Annotated in this window: 21 protein-coding genes; 8 read left to right on the forward strand and 13 right to left on the reverse strand. The window is 66.5% G+C overall.

Translation table 11 applies throughout. The features are described 5' to 3' along the window. Positions 1 to 2 precede the first annotated feature (2 nt). The 5 genes from AC1MLT_RS11665 to AC1MLT_RS11685 form a co-directional block, all read right to left on the reverse strand. Positions 3 to 533: a F0F1 ATP synthase subunit delta gene (locus tag AC1MLT_RS11665; protein ID WP_481032396.1), complete on the reverse strand. Its 531-nt coding sequence runs from the start codon at positions 531 to 533 to the stop codon at positions 3 to 5. A 7-nt stretch (positions 534 to 540) separates the two neighbouring features. Next, positions 541 to 1,011: a F0F1 ATP synthase subunit B gene (locus tag AC1MLT_RS11670; RefSeq protein WP_481032397.1), complete on the reverse strand. Its 471-nt coding sequence runs from the start codon at positions 1,009 to 1,011 to the stop codon at positions 541 to 543. 34 nt (positions 1,012 to 1,045) lie between these two features. Then, positions 1,046 to 1,315 carry a F0F1 ATP synthase subunit C gene (atpE, locus tag AC1MLT_RS11675; protein ID WP_296315815.1) on the reverse strand — a complete coding sequence of 90 codons (270 nt, stop codon included), beginning with the start codon at positions 1,313 to 1,315 and terminating at the stop codon, positions 1,046 to 1,048. Between the two features lie 76 nt (positions 1,316 to 1,391). Further along, positions 1,392 to 2,270 (reverse strand): F0F1 ATP synthase subunit A, encoded by an 879-nt coding sequence (gene atpB, locus AC1MLT_RS11680; RefSeq protein ID WP_481032398.1) that lies wholly within the window; start codon positions 2,268 to 2,270, stop codon positions 1,392 to 1,394. Positions 2,271 to 2,292: 22 nt separating this feature from the next. Then, a complete protein-coding gene (locus tag AC1MLT_RS11685) occupies positions 2,293 to 2,790 on the reverse strand; it encodes an ATP synthase subunit I (protein ID WP_481032399.1) in 498 nt (165 codons plus the stop codon). A gap of 132 nt (positions 2,791 to 2,922) precedes the next feature. Between AC1MLT_RS11685 and AC1MLT_RS11690 the strand changes: the two genes are divergently transcribed. The 6 genes from AC1MLT_RS11690 to zwf all read left to right on the forward strand — a co-directional run bounded on the left by AC1MLT_RS11690 (position 2,923) and on the right by zwf (position 9,077). After that, positions 2,923 to 3,225, forward strand: a complete 303-nt coding sequence (locus AC1MLT_RS11690) for a YbeD family protein (protein WP_481032400.1) — start codon at positions 2,923 to 2,925, stop codon at positions 3,223 to 3,225. A gap of 41 nt (positions 3,226 to 3,266) precedes the next feature. Then, positions 3,267 to 3,923 carry a lipoyl(octanoyl) transferase LipB gene (gene lipB / locus AC1MLT_RS11695; RefSeq protein WP_481034990.1) on the forward strand — a complete coding sequence of 219 codons (657 nt, stop codon included), beginning with the start codon at positions 3,267 to 3,269 and terminating at the stop codon, positions 3,921 to 3,923. Positions 3,924 to 3,936: 13 nt separating this feature from the next. Then, the gene (gene lipA, locus AC1MLT_RS11700; protein WP_481032401.1) at positions 3,937 to 4,959 is read left to right on the forward strand and encodes a lipoyl synthase; all 1,023 of its coding nucleotides are present in this window, start codon (positions 3,937 to 3,939) and stop codon (positions 4,957 to 4,959) included. 123 nt (positions 4,960 to 5,082) lie between these two features. Beyond that, positions 5,083 to 6,639, forward strand: coding sequence for a class I adenylate-forming enzyme family protein (locus tag AC1MLT_RS11705; protein WP_481032402.1), 1,557 nt, complete (start codon positions 5,083 to 5,085; stop codon positions 6,637 to 6,639). A gap of 63 nt (positions 6,640 to 6,702) precedes the next feature. After that, positions 6,703 to 7,608 carry a DMT family transporter gene (locus tag AC1MLT_RS11710; protein ID WP_481032403.1) on the forward strand — a complete coding sequence of 302 codons (906 nt, stop codon included), beginning with the start codon at positions 6,703 to 6,705 and terminating at the stop codon, positions 7,606 to 7,608. A 5-nt stretch (positions 7,609 to 7,613) separates the two neighbouring features. Continuing rightward, on the forward strand, positions 7,614 to 9,077 hold the full coding sequence (zwf, locus tag AC1MLT_RS11715; protein WP_481032404.1) for a glucose-6-phosphate dehydrogenase: 1,464 nt from the start codon (positions 7,614 to 7,616) through the stop codon (positions 9,075 to 9,077). A gap of 45 nt (positions 9,078 to 9,122) precedes the next feature. Here the strand turns inward: zwf and ptsP are convergent, their stop codons facing one another. From ptsP to AC1MLT_RS11740, 5 genes are all read right to left on the reverse strand, one after another. Next, the gene (gene ptsP / locus AC1MLT_RS11720; RefSeq protein ID WP_481032405.1) at positions 9,123 to 10,952 is read right to left on the reverse strand and encodes a phosphoenolpyruvate--protein phosphotransferase; all 1,830 of its coding nucleotides are present in this window, start codon (positions 10,950 to 10,952) and stop codon (positions 9,123 to 9,125) included. Positions 10,953 to 10,989: 37 nt separating this feature from the next. Beyond that, on the reverse strand, positions 10,990 to 11,259 hold the full coding sequence (locus tag AC1MLT_RS11725; RefSeq protein WP_481032406.1) for an HPr family phosphocarrier protein: 270 nt from the start codon (positions 11,257 to 11,259) through the stop codon (positions 10,990 to 10,992). Beyond that, positions 11,228 to 11,680: a PTS sugar transporter subunit IIA gene (locus AC1MLT_RS11730; RefSeq protein ID WP_481032407.1), complete on the reverse strand. Its 453-nt coding sequence runs from the start codon at positions 11,678 to 11,680 to the stop codon at positions 11,228 to 11,230. The genes AC1MLT_RS11725 and AC1MLT_RS11730 overlap by 32 nt, the downstream gene beginning before the upstream one ends. A gap of 117 nt (positions 11,681 to 11,797) precedes the next feature. Further along, positions 11,798 to 12,355 carry a hypothetical protein gene (locus tag AC1MLT_RS11735; protein ID WP_481032408.1) on the reverse strand — a complete coding sequence of 186 codons (558 nt, stop codon included), beginning with the start codon at positions 12,353 to 12,355 and terminating at the stop codon, positions 11,798 to 11,800. A 37-nt stretch (positions 12,356 to 12,392) separates the two neighbouring features. Then, positions 12,393 to 13,097 (reverse strand): DUF4197 domain-containing protein, encoded by a 705-nt coding sequence (locus tag AC1MLT_RS11740; protein WP_481034992.1) that lies wholly within the window; start codon positions 13,095 to 13,097, stop codon positions 12,393 to 12,395. A 13-nt stretch (positions 13,098 to 13,110) separates the two neighbouring features. Here AC1MLT_RS11740 and AC1MLT_RS11745 point away from each other — a divergent pair, with 13 nt between their 5' ends. Together AC1MLT_RS11745 and AC1MLT_RS11750 are read left to right on the forward strand one after the other, a co-directional pair. Then, positions 13,111 to 13,608, forward strand: coding sequence for a TlpA disulfide reductase family protein (locus AC1MLT_RS11745; protein ID WP_481032409.1), 498 nt, complete (start codon positions 13,111 to 13,113; stop codon positions 13,606 to 13,608). A 127-nt stretch (positions 13,609 to 13,735) separates the two neighbouring features. After that, positions 13,736 to 14,302 carry a GNAT family N-acetyltransferase gene (locus tag AC1MLT_RS11750; RefSeq protein ID WP_481032410.1) on the forward strand — a complete coding sequence of 189 codons (567 nt, stop codon included), beginning with the start codon at positions 13,736 to 13,738 and terminating at the stop codon, positions 14,300 to 14,302. Between the two features lie 61 nt (positions 14,303 to 14,363). Here AC1MLT_RS11750 and AC1MLT_RS11755 read toward each other — a convergent pair whose 3' ends face one another. From AC1MLT_RS11755 to rpmC, 3 genes are all read right to left on the reverse strand, one after another. Then, complete coding sequence (locus AC1MLT_RS11755) at positions 14,364 to 14,870, reverse strand: peroxiredoxin (protein WP_296316222.1); 507 nt, start codon at positions 14,868 to 14,870, stop codon at positions 14,364 to 14,366. A gap of 92 nt (positions 14,871 to 14,962) precedes the next feature. Next, the gene (rpsQ, locus tag AC1MLT_RS11760; protein WP_296316224.1) at positions 14,963 to 15,232 is read right to left on the reverse strand and encodes a 30S ribosomal protein S17; all 270 of its coding nucleotides are present in this window, start codon (positions 15,230 to 15,232) and stop codon (positions 14,963 to 14,965) included. Between the two features lie 9 nt (positions 15,233 to 15,241). Continuing rightward, positions 15,242 to 15,451, reverse strand: a complete 210-nt coding sequence (gene rpmC / locus AC1MLT_RS11765; RefSeq protein ID WP_296316529.1) for a 50S ribosomal protein L29 — start codon at positions 15,449 to 15,451, stop codon at positions 15,242 to 15,244. Between the last annotated feature and the right edge of the window lie 36 nt (positions 15,452 to 15,487).

Consider the following 15,487-nt stretch of genomic DNA (forward strand, 5'->3'; position numbering starts at 1 on the left):
CATCAAGCGGTGAGCGCTGCTTTCATTTGCTCGAGACGAGCCTTCACGGAGGTGTCGAGGACTTCATCGCCGACGACGACGCGGACGCCGCCGATCAGCGAGGGATCGTTCTCCACGCGCGTCGTCAGCTTGCGGCCGAAGCGGCGCTCGAGCGCGTCGCCGATGTCGCGCAAGGTGGCGTCGTCGATCGGGAAGGCGCTGTGGATGACCGCATCCGACGAGCCGGTCTGCGCGTTCTGGCGCAGGCGGTACTGGGCGGCGACTTCGGGCAGGGCGGCGATCCGGCCGTTGTCGATCACCGTGCGCAGGAAATTCTTGCCGATGTCGGGCAGCACGTGCGACGTGAGGCCGGAGACCAGATCGTAGACCTGCTCGGAGGAGACCTTCGGATCGGACGCGAACTGCAGCAGCTGCGGCGTCGCGGCGATCGTCGCGAGTTGCTCCAGCCAGCCGGCCGTGCCTTCGAGGTCGTTCGCGGACGCCTGGAAGAGCGCATCGGCATACGGACGGGCGATGGTGGCGAGTTCGGCCATGTCGTCCTCAGAGCTCGGTCTTCAGGCGGGCGAGCAGATCGGCATGGACGCCGGCATCGACTTCCTTGCGGAGAATCTGCTCGGCACCCTTGACGGCCAGCGCGGCGACCTGCTCGCGCAGGACCTCGCGGGCACGCACGGACTGCTGCTCGGCTTCGGCATGGGCTGCGGCCACGATCTTCTGGGCTTCCAGCGTGGCACGGCCCTTGGCCTCTTCGACGATCTGCTGGGCGCGGCGCTCGGCATCGGCCAGACGGCTGGTGGTCTCGTTGCGGGACTTCACCAGCTCTTGCTCGACGCGCTGGTTGGCCGAGGCGAGCTCGGCCTTCGCCTTGTCGGAGGCCGCCAGGCCCGCGGCGATCTTTTGTGCGCGTTCGTCCAGCGCCTTCGCGATGGGCGGCCACACGAACTTCATCGTGAACAGCACCAGCAGCAGGAAGACGATGGCCTGAACGAACAGGGTCGCGTTGATACTCACGGCAACACCTTTCTAGAGTGGCGTTGAACGGGGCTTAACGGGGCAGGTTGGCCAGGAAGGTCGCGGCGAACGGGTTGGCGAAAGCGAACAGCAGGGCGATGGCCACACCGATCAGGAACGCGGCGTCGATCAGACCGGCCAAGATGAACATCTTGGTTTGCAGGTCGTTCATGAGTTCGGGCTGACGCGCCGAAGCCTCGAGGAACTTGCCGCCCATCAGTGCGATGCCGATGGAAGCACCGATCGCGCCGAGACCGACGATCAAACCACTAGCCAGAGCGACGAGACCGAGAATGTTTTCCATGATGACTCCTTAGATTACAGATTGAAAGCGAAAGAAAAAACGAAAGCAGGCAAAGGGAACGGGCGAGCAGCGAAGCTCAGTGACCTTCATGCGCCTGGCCCAGATAGATGAGCGTCAGCATCATGAAAATGAACGCCTGAAGCGTGATCACCAGGATGTGGAAGATCGCCCAGACAGTTCCGGCAATGATGTGCCCGATGGGCAGCAGCACTCCCGAGAACGAAGCCGCCATCGCACCGCCCATGAGCGCGATCAGCATGAAGACCAGTTCGCCGGCATACATGTTGCCGAACAGCCGCATGCCGTGCGAGACGGTCTTGGCCAGATATTCGATGACCTGCATCAGGAAGTTGATGGGCCAGAGCACGGGGTGGGCACCGAAGGGCGCCGTGATGAGCTCGTGGCCCCAGCCGCCCAGGCCCTTGATCTTGACGCTGTAGAACAGGCACAGCAGCAGCACGGAGGTCGACAGGCCCAGCGTGGTGGAGAGGTCGGCCGTGGGAACGACGCGCATGTAGGCGTGGCTGGCGTCGCCGCCGGAGGCCTCGTGGAACTTGGCCCACAGCGCCGGCAGCAGGTCGACCGGCAGCATGTCCATGGCGTTCAGCAGGAAGATCCAGACGAACACGGTGAGCGCCAGCGGGGCGATGAACTTGCGGCTCGTGGCGTTGTGGATGTTGGCGCGCGCCTGGTTGTCCACCATCTCGACGAGGATCTCGACGGCGGCCTGGAAGCGTCCGGGCACACCGGCGGTCGCCTTGCGCGCGGCCAGCCACAGCACGAAGCAGCCGATCACGCCGATCACCAGCGCATAGAGCACGGAGTCGAGGTTGATGACATTGAAGTCGACGATCGCCTTCTGGGTGACGGGTTCGAGACCCCAGTTCACCTGCCAGTGCTGCAAATGGTGAACGATGTATTCACTCGCGGTCGGTGCGTGTCCTTCGGCGGCCATCTTTACGCGTCTCTCTAAAGAATCAAATACGGTTCAACAATTTGGGCCGCACCACGAGGGCGACCCAATACATCTTCATGGCAGCCACGACACCGGCCAGCAGCGCCAGCCAGCTCAGGCCGCCGACCACCCAGGGCGCCGCCGCCAGGAAGGCCACGGTGAGCACGAGCTTGGTCATCTCCCAGACGGCGAACCTCAGCATGGCGGCAGCGGGTGCTCCCGCCTGCGAACCTGCCTTCGTTCCCTTGACGAGACCGCGGACGAACAACGCCGCGGGGATCGCCACTGCCAATGCTCCATAGAGTGCCGACGCACCGGCCACCAGCCGACCCGTCCAGACCCAGGCGATTCCCGCCACGACCAATCCTGCGGCCACTTGGGCCACGATCACCCACCAGGGCGACGGTTCAGGATGGGCTTCGCGAAGCTGTTGCGCCTCCTGGGCGCTCAGCGGCTTGAAATCGGAGTCTTCGACATCCACATCAGCATTCGTCCGGTTTTCGAGGGTGCTGGTTGTCATTGGAATGCGCACCGCAGGTTTACAGAGAACTGCTGAATTTTACAAAGCCATTGATTATAAGTAAAAACCCCCGCGATTCGACCATGACCAAGTGGTCCGTGGGGAACTTTATGCCTCCTTGCCCACACTCCCATGACTCAAACTCCTCCCCCGCCCTCTGAAGACGCGACGCCGCCGGCACCCTCGCTGATCGAATATCCCTCGCTTTTTCCCATCAAGGTGATGGGCGAGAAGGTCGATGGCTTCGTGCATGCGGTGACGCAGATCGCCGAGCGCTTCGATCCGGCCTTCGATGCCGGCACGATCGAACTGCGCCCCAGCAAGGGTGGCAAGTACCTCGGCGTGACGATCACCGTGACCGCCACCAGCCGCGAACAGCTCGACGAGCTCTATCGCACGCTGTCCACGCATCCCATGGTCAAGGTGGTGCTTTGACGCAGGAGGCCGGCACGGTGGCGACCGCGCCGATCGTGCGGATGCGCGGCCGGGTCGACTACCTGGCGACCTACGATGCCATGCGCGCCTTCGCTGCCGCCCGCACGCCCGACACGGTCGACGAGCTCTGGCTGTGCGAGCACCCGCCGGTCTATACGCAGGGGCTCGCGGGCAAGCCCGAACACGTGCTGCGAGCCGACGACATTCCCGTGGTGCAGACCGATCGTGGGGGCCAGGTGACCTTCCACGGACCGGGCCAGGTGGTCGCCTATCCCTTGCTGGATCTGCGTCGCGCCGGCTATTTCGTCAAGGAATACGTCTATCGCCTCGAGTCGGCGGTGATCGCCACCCTGGCGCACCTCGGCGTGACGGGCCACCGCGTGCCGGGCTCTCCAGGCATCTACGTGCGGCTCGACGACCCGTTCTCCCATGCGGCCCTGAGCGGGCCATTTCCGGCCCTCGAAACGTTCCGCGGTCTGGGCAAGATCGCCGCGCTCGGCATCAAGGTGGCGCGCCATGGCACCTACCACGGGGTCTCGCTCAATGTCGCCATGGACCTGGAACCCTTCTCGCGCATCAACCCCTGTGGGTATGCGGGCCTGAAAACGGTCGATCTTTCTACAATCGACGTCCATATTCCCTGGGAAGAAGCCGCACGCGTGCTGGGCGACAAGCTCGGCGTGTATCTGGCGCCTTGAAAGTACGAGTTCCATGAACCTCCCCGAAGCCGCCCTCGCGCCCTCTCCCTCCACGGCCACTCCCTCGCCCGTCGTGCGCGAAAGCCAGAGCGCCGAGAACTACAACCCGCTGGCCAAGCAGAAGGCCGCCGCCAAGCTCTCCCGCATCCCGGTGAAGGTGGTGCAGGGCGAGGTGCTGAAGAAGCCCGAATGGATCCGCGTGAAGGCCGGCTCGCCAACCACCCGCTTCTACGAGATCAAGCAGATCCTGCGCGAGAACAACCTGCACACGGTGTGCGAGGAAGCCTCGTGCCCGAACATCGGCGAATGCTTCGGCAAGGGCACGGCGACGTTCATGATCATGGGCGACAAGTGCACGCGGCGCTGCCCGTTCTGTGACGTCGGCCATGGCCGGCCCGACCCGCTCGACAAGGACGAGCCGCTCAACCTGGCGCGCACCATCGCCAAGCTGCGCCTGAAGTACGTGGTGATCACCAGCGTCGACCGCGACGACCTGCGCGACGGCGGCAGCGGCCATTTCGTGGAATGCATCCGCCTCATCCGCGAGCTGTCCCCCGCGACGCAGATCGAGATCCTGGTGCCCGACTTCCGTGGCCGCGACGACCGCGCGCTGGAGATCCTGAAGGCCGCGCCGCCGGATGTGATGAACCACAACCTGGAGACCGCGCCGCGCCTCTACAAGGAGGCGCGTCCCGGCAGCGACTATCAGTTCAGCCTGAACCTGCTGAAGAAGTTCAAGGCGCTGCATCCTCAGGTGCCGACCAAGAGCGGCATCATGGTCGGCCTGGGCGAGACCGACGAGGAGATCCTTCAGGTGATGCGCGACATGCGCGCCCACGACATCGACATGCTGACCATCGGTCAGTACCTGTCGCCTTCGAACTCCCACCTGCCGGTGCGGCGCTACGTGCATCCCGACACCTTCAGGATGTTCGAGGAGGAAGCCTACCGGATGGGGTTCAGCCACGCGGCGGTCGGCGCGATGGTGCGCAGCAGCTACCACGCCGACGAACAGGCGCACGCCGCGGGCGTCTGAGCCCCCCGGGCCGGCGCGGAGGGCACGGGTCAAGCATGTGACCCTCGTCCTGACCGGGGTGCGGCACACTGGCGCGCGGCGCACGCGAAGGCGCCTTTCGTTCCACCTTTCGTCGTCCGTCCCATGACCGCCTCCCTCCCCTCCCTGCAAGACGTGCTGGCACAGGATTTCGGCACGCTCCCCGATCTCGTCCGCATCCACGCGCGCGAGCGGCCGACCCATCCGGCCCTGCGCGATCCGGCCACCTCGCTCGACTACGCCGGGCTCGACGCGGCGATGGACCGCGTCGCGGCGGCCCTGCAGCGCGACGGCCTGGGCATCGGCGACACATTGGCGATCTGCGCGGCTTCGTCCGTGGCCTATGCCGTCGTCTTCCTGGGCGCCCTGCGCGCGGGCGTCGCGGTCGCGCCGCTCGCGCCGGGGTCCACGCCGGCGAGCCTGCGGCGGATGCGCGAGGACGCCGATGCGCGCCTGCTGTTCGTCGATGCGGCGGCGGCGCAGACCTTCGGTCCGACCATCGCGGGCGATCCGCCACGCATCGCACTGGATGCCTCGCCCGCCGGCATCGCGCTCGAGACCTGGCTCGCGGTGCCGGATGCGACGCCCGCCGCGGTCACGCTGACACCGGCCTCGCCCTTCAACATCATCTATTCCTCCGGCACCACGGGCGAGCCCAAGGGCATCGTGCAGGGCCATGGCATGCGCTGGTCGCACGTCAAGCGCGGCGCGCGCTATGGCTACGGCCCCGACACGGTCACGCTGCTGTCGACGCCGCTCTACTCCAACACCACACTGGTGGTGTTCTTCCCGTCGCTGGCGTTCGGCGGCTGCGTGATCCTGATGCCGAAATTCGATGCCGCCGGCTACCTGGCGCTGGCACAGGCGCATCGCGTCACGCACACCATGCTGGTGCCGGTGCAGTACCAGCGGCTGATGGCGCTGCCGGCCTTCGGCATGCACGACCTGACGTCGTTCCGCTTCAAGTTCAGTACCAGCGCGCCGTTCCATGCGGATCTCAAGGCCGACGTGCTGGCGCGCTGGCCGGGCGGACTGGTCGAGTTCTACGGCATGACGGAAGGCGGTGGCACCTGCATCCTGGAGGCGCATCTGCATCCGACCAAGCTGCACACCGTCGGCCGACCGGCCGAGGGCAGCGACATCCGCCTGATCGACGAGGACGGGCGCGAGGTCGCCCCCGGCGGCTCGGGCGAGGTGGTGGGTCACTCGGCCGGCATGATGGTCGGCTACCACCGCCAGCCGGAGAAGACGCGCGAGGCCGAGTGGTTCGCGCCTGATGGCCGGCGCTTCATCCGCACCGGCGATGTCGGCCGCTTCGACGGCGAAGGCTTCCTCACGCTGTTCGACCGCCGCAAGGACCTGATCATCAGTGGCGGTTTCAACATCTATCCGAGCGACCTGGAAGCCGTGCTGCGCGCGCATCCTGGAGTGGCCGACGTGGCGGTGGTGGGTGTGCCGTCGGCCGAATGGGGCGAGACGCCCGTCGCGTTCGTGGTGCCGGTCGCCGGCGACACCATCGCCGGCGAGGCATTGCAGCAGTGGACCAACGCGCAACTCGGCAAGACGCAGCGCCTGGCGCAGCTGCACTTCATCGACGAGCTGCCGCGCAGCGCCATCGGCAAGGTGCTCAAGCGCGAACTGCGCGATCTGCTGCGTCGCTGATCCTCTCCGGCCACCAGCGGCCGGTCGGCTATCTTCGGGACCTCACTTCGACCGGGCCCGCCCATGCCACCCACCCTCTACGCCCTCGCCGCCATCGCACTGTGGGCGACGCTGGCCTCGCTGGGCACCGCCCTCGCGCACGTGCCGCCATTCCTCCTGACCGGCCTGGCGCTGATCGTGGGCAGCGTGCCGAGCTGGCCCCTGGTGCTGCGCGACCGCCGGGCCTGGGCCGTGCCCGCGCGAACGCTGGCGCTCGGCATCTACGGGCTGTTCGGCTTCCATTTCCTGCTCTTCATCGCCCTGCGGCACGCGCCCCCGGTGGAGGCCAACCTGGTGAACTACCTCTGGCCGCTCTTCATGGTGGTCCTCGCGCCATTGCTGCTGCCGGGGGTGTCGCTGCGGCCGCTGCATGTCGCGGCGGCGCTGCTGGGTTTCGCGGGGGCGGCCATCGCCATCCTCGGTGCGCGCGGGACCTCGTCGTCCGGTGGTCAGACGCTGACGGCCGCCTGGGGCTTCGTGCCGGCCCTGGGCTCGGCCTTCATCTGGGCCAGCTATTCGCTGTGGACGAAACGCGTGCCGCGCTTCCCGACCTCCGCCGTCGGTCTGTTCGGACTGGTATCGGGCGCACTGGCGCTGGCCTGCCACGCATTGCTGGAGCCGCGCGCGACCCTGTCGATGCACGATCTCGGACTGATCGCGCTGTGCGGTCTCGGCCCGCTGGGCGCGGCGTTCTTCGTCTGGGACCTGGCGCTCAAGCATGGCGATGCCCGGCAGATCGGCATCCTGAGCTACCTCACGCCGCTGGGCTCGACGGCGCTGCTGCTCATGGTGACCGGCCGCCCCCTGGACGGCACGATCGTGCTGGCGGCACTGCTGATCGTCGCGGCCGCGCTGCTGGGCGCACGCGCCACGGCCACGGCTGGCACCGAAATCGCTTGTCCGGCAAACCCTTCCACTTCCGCACGATGACGACCATGGCAAAGATTCCTCCCGGCGTCGGTCCGCGCTTTCCCCAGGCGGTGGTGCTGGTCGGCGCCACCGGCGATCTGGCGCGGCGCAAGCTGCTGCCCGGCCTGTTCCACCTCTGCAGCACCGGCTTCATCCCGGCCTGCCGGATCATCGGGGTGTCGCTCGACGAACTCGATGCCGACGGCTTCCGCGCCGCCGCGCGTTCGGCGCTCGACGAGTTCGGCAGTCGCAAGGTGGAGCCCGAGGCCTGGGACGCCTTCGCCGCCACGCTCGACTACGTGCCGCTGTCCGGCGGCGCCGACGCCCTGCGCGCCGCGGTCGAGCGGGCCGAGACTTCGCTGGGCACCGAGTGCCGGCGCCTGCACTACCTGAGCGTTCCGCCCAACGCGGCGCTGCCGGTGGTGCGCATGCTGGGCGAGGCCGGGCTGGTGGAGCGCGCGCGCATCGTCATGGAGAAGCCCTTCGGTACCGACCTGGCGAGCGCGGTGCTGCTCAACAGCCGCCTGCACGAGGTGTTCCAGGAAGAGCAGATCTTCCGCATCGATCATTTCCTGGGCAAGGAGGCAGCCCAGAACATCCTAGCCTTCCGCTTCGCCAATGGGCTGTTCGAACCGATCTGGAACCGCAACTTCATCGATCACGTGCAGATCGACGTGCCCGAGACGCTGGGCCTGGGCAAGCGCGCGGGCTTCTACGAGCAGACCGGCGCCTACCGCGACATGGTGGTGACGCACCTGTTCCAGATCCTGGGCTTCATGGCCATGGAGCCGCCCACCTCGCTCGACCCGCAGCCGATCGGCGAAGAGAAGAACAAGGTGTTCCGCAGCATGCTGCCGATCCAGTCGGGCGACGTGGTGCGTGGTCAGTACAGCGGCTATCGCAGCGAGGACGGCGTCGATCCGGATTCGGACGCCGAGACCTTCATCGCGTTGAAGTGCCACATCGACAACTGGCGCTGGGCCGGCGTGCCCTTCTATCTGCGCACCGGCAAGCGCATGGCCGAGGGCCAGCGGATCATCTCGATCGCGTTCCGCGAACCGCCCAAGAGCATGTTCCCGCCCGGCTCCGGGGTCGGAGCGCAGGGACCGGACCATCTGACCTTCGATCTGGCCGATGCCTCGAAGATGTCGCTGTCGTTCTATGGCAAGCGCCCCGGCCCCGGCATGCGGCTGGACAAGCTGAGCCTGCAGTTCGCCATGCACGACACCGGCCTCGCCGGCGAGGTGCTGGAAGCCTACGAACGTCTGATCCTGGATGCGATGCGCGGCGACCGCACGCTCTTCACGACCGCCGAGGGCATCGAGCGGCTGTGGCAGGTGTCCTCGCATCTGCTCGAGGCTCCGCCACCCGTGCGCCTCTATGAACCGGGCTCGTGGGGACCGAAGGCGGTGCACCAGCTGATCGCGCCCCATGCCTGGCGACTGCCCTTCGAACGGGCCTGGCGCTCGCCCAACAAGGTGGGCGGCTGACGGTTCGTCCGGAGCGTCCCGCCGGGGGGCAGCCGCGACCGGACCTCAGGCCTGGACGCTCGGCAGCAGCGCCTCCGCCGGATCATCCGCCACCAGCACGGACTGCGCCCATGGCGCGAGCTTGGACGTGTCGGCGCGCAGTACCTCCTGCTTCACGGCCAGGATGCGCGACGGGTGCATCGAGAAGCTGCGCAGGCCCAGCCCCAGCAGCAGGCGCGTGAAGGTCACGTCGCCGGCCATCTCTCCGCAGACGCTCACGCTCTTGCCCTGACGGCGGCACTCGGCGATGGTGTCGGCCACCAGGCGCAGCACGGCCGGATGCGCGGGGTCGTAGAGGTGCGCCACCGATTCGTCCGTGCGATCGATGGCCAGCGTGTACTGGATCAGGTCGTTGGTGCCGATCGACAGGAAATCGAAATGCTTGAGGAAGGTGGAGACCATCAGGGCGGCCGCCGGGATCTCGATCATGGCGCCCAGCTTCACCGGCCCGTGCGTCACGCCCTGGCGATCGAGCTGCGCCCGCGCCTCCTCGATGAGCACGAGCGTCTGGCGGATCTCGAAGGTGTGCGCCAGCATGGGGATCAGCAGGTGCACGCCGCCATGGGCCGCCGCGCGCAGGATGGCGCGCAGCTGCGTCAGGAACATCGCCGGATCGGCCAGGCTCCAGCGGATCGCTCGCAGGCCCAGCGCCGGATTCAGATGCTCCTGGCGGTTGGACTTGCCGTCGAGCGGCTTGTCGGCACCGATGTCGATGGTGCGGATCGTGACCGGCATGCCCTGCATGCCCTCGATGGCGCGCCGGTAGGCGAGGTACTGCTCCTCCTCGTCGGGCAGCCGGGTGAGGTGCTGCGCCTCCCGCCCCATGAAAAGGAACTCGCTGCGGAACAGGCCGACGCCGGCGGCCCCGGCCTTGACGGCACCGAACGTGTCCTCGGGCAGCTCGATGTTGGCCAGCAATTCGACGCGCTCGCCATCGAGCGTGACGGCGGGCTTGTGGCGCAGGCGCGAGAGCCGGCCGCGCTCGAGATCGCCCTGGCGCTGCTTGAAGCCGTACTCGGCCAGGATGATGGGTGAGGGGTCGACGATCACCACGCCGGCATCGCCGTCGATGATCACCCAGTCGTCCTGGCGCACCAGCTGGCTGGCCGTGCGGGCGCCCACCACCGCCGGGATGTCCATGCTGCGCGCGACGATCGCGGTGTGCGAGGTGCGTCCGCCGACGTCGGTCACGAAGCCGGCGAACACGCTCTTCTTGAACTGCAGCATGTCGGCCGGCGAGAGATCGTGCGCGATCAGCACCAGTGGCACATCGACACCGTCGATCGAGGTCGGGTCGTGCGGCGTGCCGTCGTCGTCGTCCTCGTGCGCGGCGAGGGCGGCGCGCTTGCGGCGCGGGGGTGGCGACGGCGCCAGTACCGCGGCCGTGCCCTTCATGCGATGCAACATGCGCTCGACGACCTGCTCGAGATCGGCCTTGCGCTCGCGCAGGTACTCGTCCTCCATCTCGTCGAACTGGCGCGCGATGACCTCGAGCTGGGTCGTCAACGCCCATTCGGCGTTGTAGAGACGGCCCGTGATCCACTGCTTGACGCCGCCGGCGAGGGCCTCGTCCTGCAGCAGCATCTGGTGCACCTCGAGCAACGCGGCGAGTTCGTGCGGCGCGTCGTTGGGCCCCATCAGGGCGACGTTGGCCTGTAGCCGGGTCAGTTCGTCGGCGACGGCATTGCGCGCGGCGCGCACGCGGTCGATCTCGGCGTCGACTTCCTCGGGCTTGATGAAGTAGTGGGCGACATCGATGCGGCTCGACACCACCAGCACCGCGCGCCCGATGGCGATGCCACGTGCGACCGGGAGACCATGGATGGAGAAGGTCATGCGCGCACCGGTGGCGTGTCCGGACGACGAGCGGCCATCACTCGCCTTCGCCGAACTTGTCGTTGATGAGGGCCACCAGCGCATCCATGGCCTGCTGGGCCTGGTCGCCTTCGGTGTCAAGCTGCACCACGGTCCCGATGCCGGCGGCCAGCATCATGACGCCCATGATGCTCTTGGCATTGACGCGGCGCTCGCCACGCGAGATCCACACCTCGCACGGAAAACTGCCGGCGAGCTTGGTGAGCTTGGCCGACGCACGGGCGTGCAGGCCCAGCTTATTGCTGATGGTCACGGATGTCTTGATCACTGGGTTTTCTCTTCGACTGGTTCTGGGGTGCGGCCGGTGCCACCGTCATGACACCCTCCTTGCCGCCGTAGATCGCACGCTCCACCAGCGTCTCGAGCGCCTCGTCGGGCTTGTTCGCGACGCGCATCAGCATCGGCAGGTTCACGCCGACCACCATGCGCATGTGCTCGCCGACGACCAGCTTCTGCGCCACGTTGCAGGGCGTGGCGCCGAACACGTCGACCAGCACCAGCACGTTGTGATTGGCCGTGCGCTTCATCTGGTCGACCATGATGCGCGCGGAGGCCAGCGTCTCCTCGGGCGATACGTTGGGCAGGACATCGAGCGCGGAGACGATGGAGGTGTCGGGGAAGACATGCAGCGCACATTGCCGCAGGGCGTTGGCCAGCGGCGCATGGGCGATGATGAGGATGCTGTTCATGCAGGACGGGAGAGTGGGAGATCGATTATGCGAGGGCGACCGGGGTGGATTCGGCGTGATCGATCGAATACCTTCATGGCGCGCGGGCGCGTCACCCGCCCGGCGAGGCCTCGAAGCTCATGGCAGCCGCAGCCCCTCGAAGAACGTTTCCAGCGCATCGGGCGCCGACGGCTGACCGATGGCCGTCGCCTGGTACAGCGACACACCGCGCGGATGCTGACGCGCGAACCACAGCACCCGCATGGGCGGGGCCCGTTCCGCGTCCTCGCCAGCCGACGCATCGAGCCGCAGCGGCGTGGGTGAGGCCGCCGCGCGCGGCAGCGATCCCACCCTTTCGGTCACCGAGCGACCGGCGATCCGGGCCCGGGTCGCCGCGCGCCAGGCATCGAGCCAGGCCGACGCCTGGGCCGGCCCCGACGCCTCGGCGTGGGCGATGGCGAACGTGACGCCGCCGGCCTCGCAGCCGGCCATGTCGACGCGCACCGATTCGGCGCCCAGGGGCATCACACGCTCGGCACGGTCGGGCTTGCACGGCAGCAACGCCACCAGGTCACCATCGCCCACCGGCACCTCGCGCCAGTTGAAGACCGGCGTGCAGGCAACGCTCGCCAGGACCGCCATCACGGCGGCGGTCGAAGCGATCCTGGAGCGGAGAAGCTGTCGGGACATCGGCATGGAGGCGGACTTTCGAATTCGCGGGCTGGCGGCCCTCTCAGCGCAGCGCGCCGAAGACCTTCTTCAGGATGGCGCTGCCACTGCCCAGCGGATCCTGTCGGATCTTGCGCTCCTCGTCGCCGATCACCGTATAGAGGCCATCGAGCGATTTGCCTGTGACGTAGCGCTGGATGTTGGCGTCCTCGGTCCTGATCAGACCGAGGCCGGAGGCCTTGCCGGCGATGGCGTTGTACTTGTCGGCCAGCTTCACGCGGGCGGTGGCGGTGGTGACGATCGGCAGGAAACGTTCGGTCAGCGAGGTGCGCGTCTTGCCGACGAAGAACTCCGTGACCGAGGTTTCGCCACCGGTCAGGATGCCCTTCGCATCGGACACGCTCATGCCACGCACTGCCGCGACCAGCAATTCCCTGGAGGCCGGTACCGCCTGTTCGGCGGCACGGTTCATCGCGGTCACGAGCTCGTCGATGCGTCCGCCCTGGCCGACCATCCTGAGCATCTGGGTGGCCTGTTCCAGATAACCCGGCAAGGGGATGCGCACACGCGGATTGCCCAGGAAGCCATCGGGCCGTCCGAGCAGTCCGACCGCCACGGTGGCGCCTTTTTCCAGGGCAGCCTTGACGCCGCTCGTCGCATCACCGCTGCTCAGATCGCTCAGCGAGAGGGCATGGGCCTGCTGCATGACCATCCATGTCAACCCCGTGGGAAGGGCCAGGCAGAGGGAATTAAAATTTCTGCGATTCATCGATCGGTCCTCCATGAAAAAAATCGTTCCTGTCGCCGCTCTCGCGATCGCTCTGGCGGCTGGAGCGGCCGTCTATGTGTCCACCGGCGTCTCGGCGGCACCCGCCTCGACCTTCGTGCTGCTCGACGGCCGCAAGACCTCGACCGAGGATCTCAAGGGCAAGGTCACCCTGGTGAATTTCTGGGCCACCAGCTGCGTGACCTGCGTGGCCGAGATGCCCCGCATTATTGCCACTCACGACAAGTACAAGGCCCGTGGCTATGACACCCTGGCGGTCGCGATGAGCTACGACCCGCCCAGCTATGTGGTGAATTTCGCCGAGACGCGCAAACTGCCTTTCAACGTCGCCATCGACAACACGGGTGCCGTGGCCAAGTCCTGGGGCGACGTGGCCCTTACACCGACCACCTACATCGTCAACAAGCGGGGGCAGATCGTGAAGCGCTATGTCGGCGAGCCCGACTTCGCGGAACTCCATCGGCTGATCGAAAAACTGCTGGCCGAGGCCTGAATGCCTCGCTGCTTGCTTCTTCCCGATCGACCCGCTTCCACGGCGACGCACGACGCGATCGGTCGCGTCGCCCGGGGCTGACGCTGACATGCGTCCTGCGCGTTCCAGTCCGGTGTCCCTGGCCGGCATGCCCATCGTGACGATGTTGCAGCCTACCCAGACCCATGAGCTGCATGCCCTTCGCAGCCTGTTCGTCGACTATGCATCGGCATTGAAGATCGATCTCGGATTCCAGGATTTCGAGGGCGAACTGGCCCGCCTTCCAGGCGACTATGCCGAACCACGCGGCAAGCTGCTGCTGGCATTGGTCGAGACGAGCACAGGCCATGAAAGAGCGGCGCCGTGGCTGCCGGCACAGGATGCGGTCCATCGGCTCCTGCTCGGGGGCAATCGCCAGGCATGGGTCGCAGGATGCTGCGCGTTGCGGCCGCTCGACACGGTGGACTATCCCAATGCGGCGGAAATGAAACGTCTCTACATCCGCCCGGCGTTCCGTGGCTTGGGCCTGGGACGTCAGTTGGCCGAAGCGATCCTGGACGCAGCGCGCCATGCGGGCTATGCCTGCGTCCTTCTCGATACGCTGGACGACATGGAATCAGCCCGCGCGCTCTACGAAGACCTGGGCTTCGAATCGGTGCCGCCCTACTATCACAACCCGATCGCGGGCTCTCACTACCTCAAGGTCGATCTCTGACGCGGGCGTCCGGCAGGGCCTTGCCTCCCATCCAGCCCGACACCGCCAGGACCATCGTCCTTCAGGCCTTGGCCTGCGCCAGCAGCGTCTCGGCGTTGCTGACTTCGAATTTCCCGGGCGACTCGATGTTGAGGGTCGCGACCTTGCCATTCTTCACCAGCATCGAGTAACGGGTGCTGCGAACGCCCATCCCGCGTGCCGAGAGATCCAGCGTCAAGCCCGTCGCGCGCGCGAAGTCGCCACTGCCATCGGCGAGCATGCGCACTTTCGTCCCAGTCTTCTGATCGCGTGCCCAGGCTCCCATGACGAAGGCATCATTCACGCTCAGGCACCAGATCTCATCCACGCCGGCGGCCTTGAAGTCATCGAAATGGTCGACATAGCCGGGTACATGCTTGGCAGAGCACGTGGGCGTGAAGGCCCCCGGCAAGGCGAACAATGCGATCGTCTTGCCTTCAGCTGCCTGCGAGACGTCGACCGGGTTGGGGCCGATGCTGCAACCCTCGCCCTCGACTTCCGAATACTCCTGCAACGTGACGGAAGGAAGGGTGTCGCCGATCTTGATCATGATGTGGTTCCGTGGAGAAGCGATGTCGATGTGGAAATGAAAACGGCCCACATTGTGGGCCGTTTTCAAGAAGACGCGATGCGTCGCGGATATCAGACCAGAACGGCCTTCTCGACCAGACGGGTCACAACCCAGTTCTTGGTCTTGGAGATCGGCCGGCTCTCGGTGATCTCGATCGTATCGCCGAGATGGTATTCACCATTCTCGTCATGCGCGTGGTACTTGCTCGTCTTGGCCACGATCTTGCCGTAGAGCTCGTGTTTCACACGACGCTCGACCAGCACGGTCACGGTCTTGGCGCGCTTGTCGCTGACCACCTTGCCGATCAAGGTGCGCTTGAGGGATTTTTTAGCTTCCGTCATGTTCACTCCTTACTTGGCGGCTTGGGTTTCTTGCTGCTTCTGAGCAAGAATGGTCTTAGCGCGCGCGATGTCGCGACGCGTGACACGCAACGTCGACGTGTTCGTCAACTGTTGCGTGGCCTTCTGCATGCGCAGACCGAAATGGGCCTTTTGCAGATCCTTGATTTCCGTCTGGAGACCGGCGACATCCTTGTCGCGCAGCGTGGCGGCCTTCGACACCTTGGCCGATTGGGCCGGGGCGTCCTTCTTCTTACG

This window comes from Variovorax sp. PEI5, assembly GCF_056679935.1.

What these genes read in the sequence shown, in the direction of transcription:
- lipA (WP_481032401.1), top strand. Translation starts at nt 3,937, where the DNA reads ATGAACCTCCCCGAAGCCGCCCTCGCGCCCTCTCCCTCCACGGCCACT.
- ptsP (WP_481032405.1), bottom strand. Translation starts at nt 10,952, where the DNA reads ATGACCTTCTCCATCCATGGTCTCCCGGTCGCACGTGGCATCGCCATC.
- lipB (WP_481034990.1), top strand. Translation starts at nt 3,267, where the DNA reads ATGCGCGGCCGGGTCGACTACCTGGCGACCTACGATGCCATGCGCGCC.
- AC1MLT_RS11755 (WP_296316222.1), bottom strand. Translation starts at nt 14,870, where the DNA reads ATGATCAAGATCGGCGACACCCTTCCTTCCGTCACGTTGCAGGAGTAT.
- atpE (WP_296315815.1), bottom strand. Translation starts at nt 1,315, where the DNA reads ATGGAAAACATTCTCGGTCTCGTCGCTCTGGCTAGTGGTTTGATCGTC.
- AC1MLT_RS11710 (WP_481032403.1), top strand. Translation starts at nt 6,703, where the DNA reads ATGCCACCCACCCTCTACGCCCTCGCCGCCATCGCACTGTGGGCGACG.
- AC1MLT_RS11735 (WP_481032408.1), bottom strand. Translation starts at nt 12,355, where the DNA reads ATGCCGATGTCCCGACAGCTTCTCCGCTCCAGGATCGCTTCGACCGCC.
- AC1MLT_RS11685 (WP_481032399.1), bottom strand. Translation starts at nt 2,790, where the DNA reads ATGACAACCAGCACCCTCGAAAACCGGACGAATGCTGATGTGGATGTC.
- zwf (WP_481032404.1), top strand. Translation starts at nt 7,614, where the DNA reads ATGGCAAAGATTCCTCCCGGCGTCGGTCCGCGCTTTCCCCAGGCGGTG.
- rpsQ (WP_296316224.1), bottom strand. Translation starts at nt 15,232, where the DNA reads ATGACGGAAGCTAAAAAATCCCTCAAGCGCACCTTGATCGGCAAGGTG.
- AC1MLT_RS11730 (WP_481032407.1), bottom strand. Translation starts at nt 11,680, where the DNA reads ATGAACAGCATCCTCATCATCGCCCATGCGCCGCTGGCCAACGCCCTG.
- AC1MLT_RS11750 (WP_481032410.1), top strand. Translation starts at nt 13,736, where the DNA reads ATGCCCATCGTGACGATGTTGCAGCCTACCCAGACCCATGAGCTGCAT.
- AC1MLT_RS11705 (WP_481032402.1), top strand. Translation starts at nt 5,083, where the DNA reads ATGACCGCCTCCCTCCCCTCCCTGCAAGACGTGCTGGCACAGGATTTC.
- atpB (WP_481032398.1), bottom strand. Translation starts at nt 2,270, where the DNA reads ATGGCCGCCGAAGGACACGCACCGACCGCGAGTGAATACATCGTTCAC.
- AC1MLT_RS11740 (WP_481034992.1), bottom strand. Translation starts at nt 13,097, where the DNA reads ATGAATCGCAGAAATTTTAATTCCCTCTGCCTGGCCCTTCCCACGGGG.
- AC1MLT_RS11665 (WP_481032396.1), bottom strand. Translation starts at nt 533, where the DNA reads ATGGCCGAACTCGCCACCATCGCCCGTCCGTATGCCGATGCGCTCTTC.
- AC1MLT_RS11690 (WP_481032400.1), top strand. Translation starts at nt 2,923, where the DNA reads ATGACTCAAACTCCTCCCCCGCCCTCTGAAGACGCGACGCCGCCGGCA.
- AC1MLT_RS11745 (WP_481032409.1), top strand. Translation starts at nt 13,111, where the DNA reads ATGAAAAAAATCGTTCCTGTCGCCGCTCTCGCGATCGCTCTGGCGGCT.